Below are 12,573 nucleotides of genomic sequence, written 5' to 3' on the forward strand. Positions count from 1 at the left end.
TCACAGCGCCTCCTGAAGGGTGAGTTGGGAGTTGACGATCTCGGCGTACACGGCGTTGCCCGCGAGCAGCTCCTCGTGGGTGCCGGTGCCCGCCACGCGCCCGGCGTCGAGCACGACGATGCGGTCGGCGTCGCGGATGGTCGAGACCCGCTGGGCCACGATCACCTGCGCGGCGTCGGCGATGTCGCGGGCGAGGGCGGCCCGCAGCGCCGCGTCGGTGGCGGTGTCGAGCGCGGAGAACGAGTCGTCGAAGAGGTAGACCCTGGGGCGCGCCACCAGGGTCCGGGCGATGGCCAGGCGCTGGCGCTGGCCGCCGGAGACGGTGGTGCCGCCCTGGCCGATGACGGTGTCGAGGCCGTCGGGCATGGCGCGCACGAAATCGGCGGCCTGCGCGGTCTCGAGCGCGCGCCAGAGGTCCTCGTCGCTCGCGTCCGGGTCGCCGTAGCGCAGGTTGGAGGCGACGGTGCCCGAGAACAGGTACGCGCGCTGGGGGACGAGCCCGATGGTGCGGGCGATGAGGGCCCGGTCCATTTCGCGGACGTCGACGCCGTCGACGCGGATCGCGCCGGAGTCGACGTCGAACAGGCGGGGGATGAGGTGGAGCAGAGTGGTCTTGCCCGCGCCGGTGGAGCCGATGACGGCGGTGGTCTGGCCGGGCCTGGCGATGAGGTCGACGTCGCGGAGGACGGCCTCCTCGGCTCCGGCGTACCGGAAGGTGACGCCCTTGAGCTCGAGCTCGCCGAGCCCGGCGAGCTCGGTGACGGGCTCGGCCGGGTTCGCGATGCTCGGCGCGGTGTCGAGGACCTCGCGGATGCGCCCGGCGGCGACCTTGGCGCGCGGGGCCATCATGAACACGCCCATGGACATCATGACCGCGCCGAGGATCATCCCGGCGTAGGTGAGGAACGCGATGAGGTCGCCGATCTGCATGGTGCCGTCGGCGATGCGGCCTGCGCCGATCCAGACGATGGCGATCGAGGTGAGGTTGCCGAAGCCCATCGCGGTGGCGCCGAAGAAGGCCTGGACGCGGCCGACCTTGAGGGACGCCTCGGTGAGTTCGGCGTTGGCCTCGTTGAAGCGGCGCTGCTCGTGGCCGTCGCGGACGAACGCGCGGATGACGCGGATGCCGGTGATGTGCTCGCGCATGACGCGGTTGATGCCGTCGATGCACCGCTGCATGACGCGGCTGGCGGGGATCATCGCGACGACGATGAAGTAGATGACGACGGCGACCACGGGGATGGCGGCGAGGAGCACGCCGGTCATGGGCACGTCGAGGCTCAGCGCGAGCGCGAGGCCGCCGACGGCGGCGATGGGCGCGGTGAGGAGCAGGGTGAGCGCCATGACGAGCATGGTCACGACCTGCGTGATGTCGTTGGTGGCGCGGGTGATGAGCGAGGGCGCGCCGAAGCGCTCCATCTCGGCCGCGGAGAAGCGCTGGATCTGCGCGAAGAGATCGGCGCGGAGGTCCCGGCCGAGGCCCATGGCGGTCCTGGCGCCGAAGTAGACGGCGAAGCCGGACGCGGCGATCTGGACGACCGTGACCGCGAGCATGAACGCGCCGTGGCGCAGCACGTAGCCGGTGTCGCCGGTGGCGACGCCGTGGTTGACGAGGTCGGCGTTGAGGGTCGGCACGTAGAGGGACGCGACGGTGCCGACGATCTGGAGCACGACGGTGAGGGCGAGGGTGCGGCGGTGCGGGCGCAGGTACTCGGCGAGGAGCCGGACGATCGAGCCCTCGGGTGAGGCCTCCTCGTCCGGGGCCTTCCGGGCCGGGGGTGCGGGTGGTGTTCCTGTCATGTCGTCGAGGATAGCAGTAGAATTTGACCGGGTACAAGTTTTTTCTCAGTTCAGATTTTGATCTGGTATAGTTAAGGAGTGGAGCACAAGGCGGGACTGCGCGAGCGCAAGAAGAACGCGACCTGGGAGCTGTTGCGGAAGACCGCCCTCGACCTGTTCGAGGAGAGCGGGTTCGAGGACGTGTCCGTCGCCCAGATCGCGGCCGCCGCCGAGGTCTCCAAGGCCACGGTCTTCAACTACTTCCCGACGAAGGAAGACCTCGTCATCGGCGGCATGAAGCACCACACCGGCGACGCCGCCCGCATCGTGCGCGAGCGCCCGAAGGGCACCACCCCGCACGAGGCCCTGTGCGGCCACTACCTCCACCTGCTCGAGCACGGCGCCCCCCAGGTGGGCCTGACGGACAACCCGGTGTTCCTGCGGGTGCAGCGCCTGCTCGTCGCGACCCCCTCGCTGCTCATCAAGGCCATGGACTACCGCCGCCAGGCGGCCGTGCTGCTCGCCGAAGCCCTCATCGAGGAGGGCAACGCCCCCCTCACCTCGCGCCTGGTCGCCTCCCAGCTGCTGCACACCCAGCACCTGCTTGTCGAGGTCAACGTGCGCAAGCTCCTCGCCGGCGAACCGCTCGAGGAGATCCGCGCGGCGGCCCGCGCCGCCGCCGAGCACGCCTTCGGGCTGCTGGAGCACGGCATCGGCGACCTCATGCGCCGCGGCACCGAGCCGCCCCCGCCCGACACCTCGTACACCCACGACGGCTGCCGCGTCGAGTACCACCACCACGCGGAGTCCGAAGTCGAGGCGGCCGCCGAGCAGGTCCTGGCCGAACCCGTCGAGGACATGCTCCAGACCCTCGCCAACCCCGACCGCCGCTAGACGCGCGCTGCGACACCCGTTACGCCAGTGGCGCACGGTGACTAAACTGTGCCCTATGTCCTCACTCGACCACCTCGTCCTCGCCACGCCGGACCTCGCCGCCACCGTCGCGGAGGTCACCCGCCTCACCGGGACCCGACCGGTCCCAGGCGGCGTCCACCCGGGCCTGGGCACCAGGAACTTCCTGCTCGGCCTCGGCGACGGCGGCTACCTCGAGATCATCGGCCCCGACCCCGAGCAGGACGCGCCGGAAGGCCCGCGCCCCTTCGGGATCGACGGCCTCACCGAGGCGCGCCTCGCGACCTGGGCCGTCCGCGTCGAAGGCATCGACGCCGCCGTCGCGGCCTCCCGCCAGGCCGGGTACGACCCGGGCGACGCCCGCGCGATGAGCCGCCAGACCCCCGCCGGGGACCAGCTCTCCTGGAAGCTCACGCTCGACGCCGAACGCGGCCGGACCGGGCTCGTCCCGTTCCTCATCGACTGGGGCCAGACCGCCCACCCGTCCGCGAACCTGCCGGTCGTGCCGCTCGTCGGCCTCGAAGGCGTCCACCCGCACCCCGAGCGGATCGAACCGCACCTCGCCGCGATCGGCGCGAAACTCCCCGTGAAAGCCGGGAACCGGCCCTCGCTGGCCGCCACGCTCTTCGGGGAGACCGGACTCGTCGTCCTCCACTAGGGAACGACGAAGGCCGCTCCCGATACGGGAGCGGCCTTGCGCGCTCTAGCCCTGATCCGAAGGCGGCTCGCCCGAAGGCATCTCGCCCCCGCCCGGGGCCTCGCCGCCGCCGCCGGACGGCGCGGCACCGCCGCCGCCCGCCTCAGTGGACGTGTCGACTCCGACCGCCAGCGCAATCGTGTACCCGCTCGCGACGTCGCCGGTGACGGTCCCCATCTGGGACTCGCCGCCGTCGTCGCCGAAGATGCCGTCCGACTCCAGCGTGATCTGCGACAGGTTCTCGACCGAGCTCTCGTAGCCCTCCTCCGCGTACACGGTGTCGCAGACGTCCTCGGGAAACGCGAGCTGCGAGGTCGCGATCGCGTTGGCGCTGTCGGTGATCGACGCCTCGTCGGGGTAGACCTCGAAATGGACGTGGGGCCAGCGGCCCGAGTAGCAGCCCGGATAGATGCTCGTGAATGACACGAGGCCGTCCGCGTCCGCTATCTGCACGCCGCGCAGGAAGTTCTCGCTCTCCAGCCCTTCGCCGTACATCGAGTACTCGCCGTCGCGGGTGCAGTGCCACGCGTAGACGGCGACGCCTTCGAACGGCACGTTGCCGTTCGCCATGTCGTAGATCGTGAACTGGAGCGTCAGCGGGACGCCGTCGGCGGTAGCGCTGCCGGTGCCGAAGCTGGACCGGATGTCCTGCCGCACGATCCCGCTCTCCTCGAGCACGTCTGGACCGTTCGACCCGTCGCCCGGGTACGGCCCGGCCGTCTCCTCCGGGATCTCGGTCAGGTCCCCGGCGTCGGCGGCCGCGCTGGTCGTGGAGTCCGAGCTCGTGCCGTTCGACGACGTGCCGCACGCGGCCAGCCCGAGCGCCGCCGCCGCGCCGCCCGCGAAGAGCACCCCGCGCCGGCTCAGCAGCGTCCCGATGTCGAATTGCAGGCCCTGGTCGACCAGCTCCTCGTCCGGCTTCGCATAGGGCCGGCCCTCGTACGTCAACGTCTCCTGCTGCTTCGCGCTCACCGTTTCACACCTCTCTGGCAGTTCGTTCCCCAGATTCTGCGGGCGCAAGCCACCAGGGCACTGGGAGACATGTCAGAGAAACATCGGAAAAAAGGGGCGCTCGTTACGCGGGTCGCGAGGCCTTCAACGAGTACATGAGCGGCGCCTTCGCGGTGCCTTCGGGCTGGTGGAAGCGGCCTTCCTGCTCCACGAGGGACCCGAACTGCCGGAACATCGTCCAGTCGAACTCGTGCAGGAACTCCAGTCGCAGCCCGTTCGCGGCCAGCGCCGTCACGACGGCGCCGAGCGCGTGGTTCCACTCGAAGCTGAGATTGTTCTCAGTCGCGGCGTCGAAATCGACGTACGTGCCCGGCGCGTCCACGACGAACGGGTCCCTGCCCAGGTAGTCCCGTTCGAAGCGGGTGCCGGTGTCCCAGTCGAGCACATTGCACAGCGGATGGAACTCGGCCAGGTACAGGAACCCGCCGGGGGCGATCATGCTCGCGGCGACCTCGGCCCACCGCTCGATGTCGGGCAGCCAGCACAGTGCGCCGATGCCGGTGTAGACGACGTCGAACGACTCGTCGGGGATCGCGGTGCGCGCGTCGTAGACGTCGGCGGCGACGAACGAGGCCCGGTCGGCGAGGCCGAGCTCCGCGGCCAGGCCCAGCGCGACCTCGACCGCCGGGGCGGAGAAGTCGAGGCCGACGACCTTCGCCGCGCCGCGCCGGGCCCACGACAGGGTGTCGTGCCCGATGTGGCACTGGAGGTGGAGGAGGCGTTTGCCGGTTACGTCGCCGACCTCGTCGGACTGGAAGCCTTCGACGGTGTCCTTGCCGGCGAGGAAGGCCGCCTGGTCGTAGAAGGCGCTGGCGGCGTGGATCGGTACGCGCTCGTCCCACATGGCCCGGTTGGCGTCGCGCCAGGAGGTGTCGGTGTTCATGCGGCCCACTCTGGCAGCGGGCCGCATGGGCGGCAACCGGTTTAGGTCAGTCGCGCTTGCTGCGCGCGCCGGGGAAGTCGGACACGAAGTGCCAGCCGAGGTGTTCGTAGAGGGCGCGGCCGTCGTCGCTGCCGACGAGGAGGCCGAAGCGCATGCCCTGGGAGTGGGCGCTGCCGGTGAGGGCCCGCATCATGAGTGAGCCGAGGCCGCGGCGTTGGTGGGCGGGGGCGGTGACGACCTTGTCGAAGACGCCGAACTCGCCGTCGCGGCCGAGGCGGGCGGAGGAGGCGAGGTCGCCGTTGCTGTGGAAGACGCGGGCGACGGTGAGCGGGCCTTCTGTCTCGAGCAGGAGCCGGTAGTCCTCGGGGACGGTGTAGGAGGTGGGGGTGAACTCGGTGGTCATGAGGTGGCCCGCGTCGTCCATGGTCCAGGTCGAGGGGACGGCGGCGGCGAGGAGTGCGGTGGGGCCGGCGATCATGATCTGCCTGCCGGGGACGTCGAGGCGTTCGGCGGCGGCGGCGAGCGTTTCGGGGGTGTAGGTGTGGAAGACCTCCCGGGTCTCGGTGCTGGGCGGGCCGACGGCGACGCGGAAGCCGCCTTCGACCGGTTCGGGGCGGGCGGTGGTGCGCGAGTGGGCGCGGCCGCGGCCCCAGGCCATGACGAGGTCGGGGAGGGTGTGGCCGGTGGGCGTGGTGGACATGGGGGCTCCTTTTCGCGGGTGCTGTCTGCGACTCTATTGCAAGTATCTTGCAATAAGCAACCGCGGTCCTGGAGTGTGGCGGAGGGAATTGTCGGAGGCGGCGCGTACGCTCGGGACGGTTCGCGAGGGACGGGAGTGCACGGTGAGCGACGCGGTGGCTGGGGAAGCCGACGGCCTGATGCGGTGCCCTTGGGGCGCATCGCCTGAGGTCTACCGGGACTACCACGACCAGGAGTGGGGTCGGCCGGTCCGCGGCGACGACGCCCTGTTCGAGCGGGTGAGCCTGGAGGCCTTCCAGTCCGGCCTGTCGTGGCTGGTGATCCTGCGCAAGCGCGAGGCCTTCCGGAAGGCCTTCGCGGGCTTCTCGATCGCGAAGGTCGCCGCGTTCACCGACGCCGACGCCGAACGCCTCCTCGGCGACTCCGGGATCGTGCGCAACCGCATGAAGATCGAGGCCACCATCGCCAACGCCAGGGCCGCCGACGCGCTCGACGGCGGCTTGAGCGACCTGGTGTGGTCCTTCGCGCCCGAGACGCGCGAGCGGCCGAAGCGCATCGCCGACGTCCCGGCGGTGACCGAGGAGTCGAAGGCGCTGTCGAAGGCGCTCAAGAAGCGCGGTTTCAAGTTCGTCGGGCCCACTACGGCCTACGCGATGATGCAGGCGATCGGCATGGTGGACGACCACCTCGCCGACTGCCATGTGCCGCAGCGGTAAAGGCCCGGACCGACGGTCCGGGCCCTTCGCGCTCGTCAGCCGATCGCGACCGTGTCGGTCGCCGAGACATCGTTGACCGTGGCGGTGAGTTCGACGCTGCCCTCGCGCCAGGCCCGCAGCTCGAGGGTCCCCGGGTCGAACCACGCGTCGTAGCGCCACCACGCGAGCGGGCCGGGCGGCCGCTCGCCGATGTAGACGTTCGAGCCGGACCACGCGACGCCCATCGGGTAGGCCACTGGGATCCGTGCACCGCCTTGGGTCAGTTCGGCTTCGACCGTGACCACCGTGCCCGGGGCGAGGTCCGGGACGGTCAGCGTCAGCTCGTCGACCTGCGGGCGGACCTGCGCCGCGAGCCATTCCTCTCCCGAAACGCCGAGGCCGAACTCCGTCCAGCCGATGAACCCGCCCTCCTCGGGCGTGCTCGACGGGGCCTTCCCCGAGTTGCCGTTCACCCAGTACGAGACGCCGTCCACGCGCGAGGCGTCGAAGTACCCGGCGTGCGCTCCGATGTAGACGGCCTCCTTGCCGCTGCCGGTCTCGAACGCGCTCAGCCATTCCTCGACCACCTCGGCTTCGAGCCGGTCGCCGAGCTGGCTCGCCTGCTGGGGGCTCTTGTCGTTGGCGGGGACGTGCGCGACGACGGCGACCGAGTCGACGTCCGGGTCGGCGGCGGCCGAGTCGAGGGCGTCGCGCAGCATCCGGATCTGCTCCCAGCCGCCCTTCGCCATCGTCAGGCCCGAGGTGTCGAGCGTGACGAACCGCGTGCCGCCCCGGTCGAAGACCTGGTGCGCGGGACCGAACACGGCCGACCAGTCGGCGACCTTGCAGCCCATGGCCTCGTGGTTGCCCGGCACGTACACCCAGTCGAGTTCGCCGCCGAGCTCCTCGTCCAGGATCCGCTCGGCCAGCGCCAGGTCGTCCGGTTCGCATTCGTCGACGAGGTCGCCGTTGATGAGCAGGAACTCGGCGTCGGAGTCCTTGATCTCGCGGAGGGTGCGGCGTGCGGAGGCGACGATCGCGCTGTCGGGGTTCTCGGCCACGAACTGGGCGTCGGACATGACCGCGAACGTCCAGTCGGCGCCGTCGAGGTCCCCGGCGACCATCGGGTCCGCGGCGGGCACGGCGGTCGGGATCGCGACGTCCGGAGCGGTGTAGGCGACGAGGTCGCTGATCGTGACCGAGCCCTGGTAGGCGGCGGTCGCGCGGGTCTCAGCGACGTAGAAGCGGTACACCGAGACGGGGTAGCTGACGCCCGCCGGGACGTCGAACTCGAGCTGGGTCCAGCCCGGTTCGGTGAGGTACTCGCCGCGGAGCACCACGTCGGTGCCGTTGGCGTCCTTGAGATGCAGTGACGGCCACTCGCCGTCGCCTTCGGCCTTGGCCCACAGGCTGAAGCGCTGCGGCTGGCCCGCCACCGGGATGTTCGCGGGCGGGCGCGCGTAGGCCGCGCGGGTCGCGGTGGACTGGCTGAAGTCGTACTGGAGGGCGAGGCCCGCGCCGTCGTGGCCTGCGGCGGGCGCCATGGAGCCGGTGGCGCGGGCGGTTGAGAACGTCCACTGTGCAGCGTCACTGAAGTCGGCGACGGTGTGCGCTTCGAGGCCGACGGTGACGGCGAGCGCGGTGGTGCTCCCCAGGACGGAGAGTTCGACGGTGCCCGAGCCCGCGGCCTTCGCGGTGACCGTGAAGCCGCCCAGGCCGTCCGCTTCGATCGCGAACAGGTCCTCGTCGTAGGCGAGGCCGACGTCGCCGGGGTCTATGGGCGCGGTGAAGCCCTGCGCGTCGGCGCCGATGAGCTGGAAGGACGCGGTCGCGCCGATGTCGGCGATGGACACGAGCCGCCGGGACGGTTCGAGTGCGGCGAGCGGGCCGAGGACCTGGAGTTCCGTCGCGCCTTCCGCGCCGCCGTCCTCCGCGGTGATCGTGACTGTCCCGGACCGGTTGCGGGCGTGGAAGACCGCGTCGTCGTCGACCCGGCCGAGCCGGGAGGGCGAGGTCGTGAAGCGCGGATCGGCCTCGGCGGGCCCGTACGCGCTGTCGTGCGCGGCGATGGAAAGCGGCCTGCTCAGGCCGGGGAACACGCGGTCGTAGTCGGCGCTCTCGATCGCGCCGGGATCGAAGGGCGCCTGCGGGGCGAGCGCGAACCCGGCCGGTTCGCCGTCGCCCGCAGGGACGGTGAACGCGAGGCCGTTGCCGACGGCGCGCTCGGTCGTGTCGGAGGGGCTGTTGACGGTGACGAGGTCGTCGGTCCCGGGGGCGCGGGCGATGAGCGTGGAGGAGCCGCCGCCGTCGAGGTTGAGGGCGCTGTGGGCGCCCATCGCGAGGAGCTGTTCGGCGGTCTCCTCGAGGGTGTAGCCGCCGCTCGCGGCCTGGCGGCCGTCGACGGTGAGGACGTAGAGGCGGGTGCCGTCCTCGGAGACGCCGACGGCGGTGCGCGGGTGGCGGGCCTGGTCGGCGTGGTCGACGACCTGGCCGTCCTGGACGAGGATCTGGCGGCCGGAGACGGCGGTCTCGGGCATGTCGCCCTGGGGGACGGCGGCGTAGTCGACCGCGACCTCGTCGCCCGCCTGGAGCTCTGCGAGGGCCTCGGCCCCGGCCTCGCGGCCCAGCAGCACGGTCGCGTCCTCGTCGATCGGACCCGCTTGCGGCGCATCGGTGACGGCGGTGACCTGGCCGTCGACGATATGCACTTCGGTGAGCGCGGTCGCGCCGTCGGCGGCCCGGGCGCGGCTCGCGTCGCCCCAGGCGGCGTCGTAGACGCCGATGCCGTTGGCGGGCAACGAGGTGGTGTTGAGGCCGTAGAGGTCGAGTTCACCGGTCGCGGTCGTCGCCGTCCCGGTGAAGCCGATCGACTGGATCGCGGCGGTGCCGTCGGCGTCGAAGCCGATGACGTTGGAGTTCCCGGAGGCCGCGGATTTCACGAGCCTCCCGGAGGCGATGGCGACGCCTTCGGCGCCGCCGGTGTCGTTGATGTCGAAGAAGTCCGCGTTGAACGCCAGGACCGCGCCTTCGACGCCGTCGAGCTGGTCGCGGACCGGCTCGGCCGCGGCGACCCGGCCGGGGGAGAGGTACTCGGCCTCCATGCCCGCGGTGAGGTCGATCGTCGCGGCGTCCCCTCTGATCCAGCCCTGGTCCTCCCAGCGGTCGAAGGATTCGAGGACGACGCCCGGGGCGAGTGTCGTTGCACCGGAGGCGATGCCGATGGCGTCGCCTCCGGTCGCTTGGGCGTTCGCGGGCGGGGCGGCGAGCGTCGCGGCGAGGACTGCCGCGGCGATCCAGGGGGTCGTGCGCACGATGGGACCTGGCCTTCGGGAGTGCGGTGCAGGGTCCTCCACAATCTCCCATGAAAATCAGCTACACGGGTAGTGCTGTGTATGAAAATATTCGCCAAATTCTGCGGGAACCTACGCGGGGCGCCGGTTGAAGTAGACGACGAAACCGCCCGTGGAGGCGGCGAGGACGAGCACGGTGAACACGGCCGCGACGCCCGAGCCGAAGGCCGCGACGGCGAGCGGCGCGGCGCAGACCAGCAGCCCCCACCAGGCCCGGTTCGCCAAGGCGCACAGGGCGAGGCACAGCGCGAGCGCGCCGCACAGGAGCCAGCGGTGCAGGTCCGGCAGCGGATCGGTCGCGTGCTCGGCGGCCGTGCCGAGGCCGAACGCGACGAGCGTGATCGAGACGGCCACGACCAGGTGCGCCGGCAGCAGCACGCGCGGCTGCGCCTCGTTCTCCTCGTCGAAGCCGTAACGGAAGTTCAGCCACCACAGTCCGATGAGGAGTCCGAACCCGGCGAGGCCGATGCCGACCTGGCTCCAGCCCCACTCGACCTCGCCCATCGCGGTGACCAGCTGGAGCACCGCTTCGCCGAGGACGATGATGATGAACAGGCCGAGGCGCTCGCCCAGGTGCGCGCCGTGCGTCCACCCCAGTTCCAGGGTGCGCCTGGAACCGCGGCGTTCGGCGGCCCGGTCGAGCCGGGTCTGGAACTCCTTCAGCCGCTCCGGGTCGTTCATGTCGGCGACCATGCCCGAGGTGAGCGTCAGCGCCACGCCCAGCGCCCACAGGCCCAGCAGCACCCACGGCCGGTCGGTGAACCAGAACGCCACGATGAACGGGAACAGGCCCGCATTGCGCTGCACGGCGGACCAGCCGAGCACGATCTTGCCGGTCCGGTTGATCCCCTGGGAGGCGACACCGCTGGTGTAGATGTACGCCGCGCCGAAGACCGCGGCGTGCGCGCCGGTCGCCTCGGGGATCGCGGCTGCCATCGCGGCGAGGCCGATCATGCCGAGCAGCATCGTCCTGGTCCGGGTCTGCCCGGAGGCGACGTTGGCGTACACGGTGAACGAGCTCCACACGAGCCAGATCGCGGCGTAGAGGATGAAGAACGCCGCGACGTGCTGCCCGTCCGGGTGCTCCAGCAGGTGTGTCAGCTGGGCGACGGCCGCGACGACGACGAGGTCGAAGAACAGTTCGAGCCAGGTCGCGTGGCGTGGGGAGGTCATCTGCTCGGTCACGAACCGAGAACCTACTCCCCGCGGATTCGCCTGCGCCGCCGACACTCCCGGATGTCAGCCCGCGGACGCGGTGGAGCCCCTGACGACGACGCGGCACTGGACGGTGTGGACGCCGCGCGTGTGCTCGGCGTCGATCGCCTCGAACAGGGCGCGCGCGGCGGCGCGGCCGAGCTCCTCGAGGTTCATGTCCACACTGGTCAGTTGCGGGCGCGCGCCGGTGGCGAGCACCTCCCAGTTGTCGAAGCCCATGACCGCCACGTCCTCGGGGACGCGGCGGCCCCGTTCGCGCAGCGTGTCGAGTACGCCGCGGGCGACCTGGTCCGAGCCGCACAGGACGGCGTCGACGTCGGGCTCGCGGTCGAGGAGCATCCCGGCCGCCGCACGGCCCCAGCCCTCCTCCCAAGCGCCGTAGGCGACTTCGCCGACGCCTGCGAGCCCGGCCGCCTCGAGGGCCGCCTGCGCGCCCGCGGCGCGGTCGCGCGCGGCGCTGTACTGGCGGTCGCCGCTGATGTGCGCGATGCGGGTGCGCCCGCAGGCGAGGAGGTGCTCGACGGCCATGCGGCCCGCGTTCACGTTGTCGGGCACGATCGAGAGGTCCTCGGGGGCCTCCGAAGGCGCGTAGGCGTACACGACCGGCACGTCCACCGTGTCGGCCAGGGGCGGGCGCGGGTTGGTCGAGGAGCCGACCACGATGAGGCCGTCCACGCGGCGGCTTAGCAGGGCCTGCACGTGGTGGCGCTCGCGGATCGCGTCGCCGCGCGCGTCGCACAGGAACACCGAGACCTGGCCCGCGCCGAACGCGTCCTCCGCGCCCATGAGGATCGGGAGGCTGAAGCGGCCCACCAGGTCCGAGGTGAGGAGCCCGACGGTGCCGGTGCGCCCGGCGAGGAGCCCGCGCGCGAGCGAGTTGGGGGAGAACGAGAGCTGCGCGGCCGCCTCCAGGACGCGCTCGCGGGTCTGGGCGTGCACGTGGTTGCGGCCGTTGAGCGCCTTGGAGGCCGTGGCCACCGAGACGCCCGCCAGGCGGGCCACATCGGACAGTGTGGCGGCGCGGGTGCCGCGCGACGCGGGGGTTCGGGCCACGGTGGTGCTCCTTCTGCCGAGTGCCGAGCCCGCCGTCGGACCGCAGATCCTATAGGAAATTCGATCGCGCTGGACGGTGCGGGCTGTCCCGACTGTAGCCGACCGGCCGAAACTTTGCCGAACCGGCTTTCGGGCAGCGGGTTCAATTCAATTCATGGTGATCAATGCATTGACATCGCTGTGGCCTGACCCATAGCATCGGTGGCGACGCAAACACCGAAAAGGTTTTCGGACTCTTTCGGCGCCCCGGCACACCCCGCATCCTTCCCGGAGGCACGC

At 71.4% G+C, this 12,573-nt stretch carries 10 protein-coding genes; 3 read left to right on the forward strand and 7 right to left on the reverse strand.

What is annotated here, in order from left to right; translation table 11 throughout:
- Window positions 1-1,800, reverse strand: a complete 1,800-nt coding sequence (locus ACGGCP_RS11825) for an ABC transporter ATP-binding protein (RefSeq protein WP_392964585.1) — start codon at window positions 1,798-1,800, stop codon at window positions 1-3.
- 78 nt (window positions 1,801-1,878) lie between these two features.
- Between ACGGCP_RS11825 and ACGGCP_RS11830 the strand changes: the two genes are divergently transcribed.
- Together ACGGCP_RS11830 and ACGGCP_RS11835 are read left to right on the forward strand one after the other, a co-directional pair.
- Window positions 1,879-2,673 (forward strand): TetR/AcrR family transcriptional regulator, encoded by a 795-nt coding sequence (locus tag ACGGCP_RS11830; RefSeq protein ID WP_392964587.1) that lies wholly within the window; start codon window positions 1,879-1,881, stop codon window positions 2,671-2,673.
- Between the two features lie 55 nt (window positions 2,674-2,728).
- Complete coding sequence (locus ACGGCP_RS11835) at window positions 2,729-3,349, forward strand: VOC family protein (protein ID WP_392964590.1); 621 nt, start codon at window positions 2,729-2,731, stop codon at window positions 3,347-3,349.
- A gap of 45 nt (window positions 3,350-3,394) precedes the next feature.
- On the opposite strand, the gene ACGGCP_RS11840 is transcribed toward ACGGCP_RS11835, so the two are convergent.
- From ACGGCP_RS11840 to ACGGCP_RS11850, 3 genes are all read right to left on the reverse strand, one after another.
- Window positions 3,395-4,360, reverse strand: a complete 966-nt coding sequence (locus ACGGCP_RS11840) for an intradiol ring-cleavage dioxygenase (protein ID WP_392964593.1) — start codon at window positions 4,358-4,360, stop codon at window positions 3,395-3,397.
- 103 nt (window positions 4,361-4,463) lie between these two features.
- Window positions 4,464-5,282, reverse strand: coding sequence for a class I SAM-dependent methyltransferase (locus ACGGCP_RS11845; protein ID WP_392964596.1), 819 nt, complete (start codon window positions 5,280-5,282; stop codon window positions 4,464-4,466).
- 46 nt (window positions 5,283-5,328) lie between these two features.
- A complete protein-coding gene (locus ACGGCP_RS11850) occupies window positions 5,329-5,982 on the reverse strand; it encodes a GNAT family N-acetyltransferase (RefSeq protein WP_392964598.1) in 654 nt (217 codons plus the stop codon).
- A gap of 178 nt (window positions 5,983-6,160) precedes the next feature.
- On the opposite strand from ACGGCP_RS11850, the gene ACGGCP_RS11855 reads away from it, so the two are divergent.
- The gene (locus ACGGCP_RS11855; RefSeq protein ID WP_392965105.1) at window positions 6,161-6,697 is read left to right on the forward strand and encodes a DNA-3-methyladenine glycosylase I; all 537 of its coding nucleotides are present in this window, start codon (window positions 6,161-6,163) and stop codon (window positions 6,695-6,697) included.
- A gap of 35 nt (window positions 6,698-6,732) precedes the next feature.
- On the opposite strand, the gene ACGGCP_RS11860 is transcribed toward ACGGCP_RS11855, so the two are convergent.
- From ACGGCP_RS11860 to ACGGCP_RS11870, 3 genes are all read right to left on the reverse strand, one after another.
- Complete coding sequence (locus ACGGCP_RS11860; RefSeq protein WP_392964601.1) at window positions 6,733-9,987, reverse strand: phosphodiester glycosidase family protein; 3,255 nt, start codon at window positions 9,985-9,987, stop codon at window positions 6,733-6,735.
- A 111-nt stretch (window positions 9,988-10,098) separates the two neighbouring features.
- Entirely contained in the window at window positions 10,099-11,211 is a 1,113-nt protein-coding gene (locus ACGGCP_RS11865) for a low temperature requirement protein A (RefSeq protein WP_392964604.1), read from the reverse strand.
- Window positions 11,212-11,265: 54 nt separating this feature from the next.
- Complete coding sequence (locus ACGGCP_RS11870) at window positions 11,266-12,294, reverse strand: LacI family DNA-binding transcriptional regulator (protein ID WP_392964606.1); 1,029 nt, start codon at window positions 12,292-12,294, stop codon at window positions 11,266-11,268.
- Window positions 12,295-12,573: the final 279 nt, after the last annotated feature.

This window comes from Glycomyces sp. NPDC048151 (genome assembly GCF_043202775.1).
Taxonomy (GTDB): domain Bacteria; phylum Actinomycetota; class Actinomycetes; order Mycobacteriales; family Micromonosporaceae; genus Glycomyces.

Bases quoted from the DNA above. Each gene is read 5' to 3' on its own strand.
- ACGGCP_RS11825 (WP_392964585.1), bottom strand. From the start codon at position 1,800: ATGACAGGAACACCACCCGCACCCCCGGCCCGGAAGGCCCCGGACGAG.
- ACGGCP_RS11835 (WP_392964590.1), top strand. From the start codon at position 2,729: ATGTCCTCACTCGACCACCTCGTCCTCGCCACGCCGGACCTCGCCGCC.
- ACGGCP_RS11845 (WP_392964596.1), bottom strand. From the start codon at position 5,282: ATGAACACCGACACCTCCTGGCGCGACGCCAACCGGGCCATGTGGGAC.
- ACGGCP_RS11850 (WP_392964598.1), bottom strand. From the start codon at position 5,982: ATGTCCACCACGCCCACCGGCCACACCCTCCCCGACCTCGTCATGGCC.
- ACGGCP_RS11855 (WP_392965105.1), top strand. From the start codon at position 6,161: ATGCGGTGCCCTTGGGGCGCATCGCCTGAGGTCTACCGGGACTACCAC.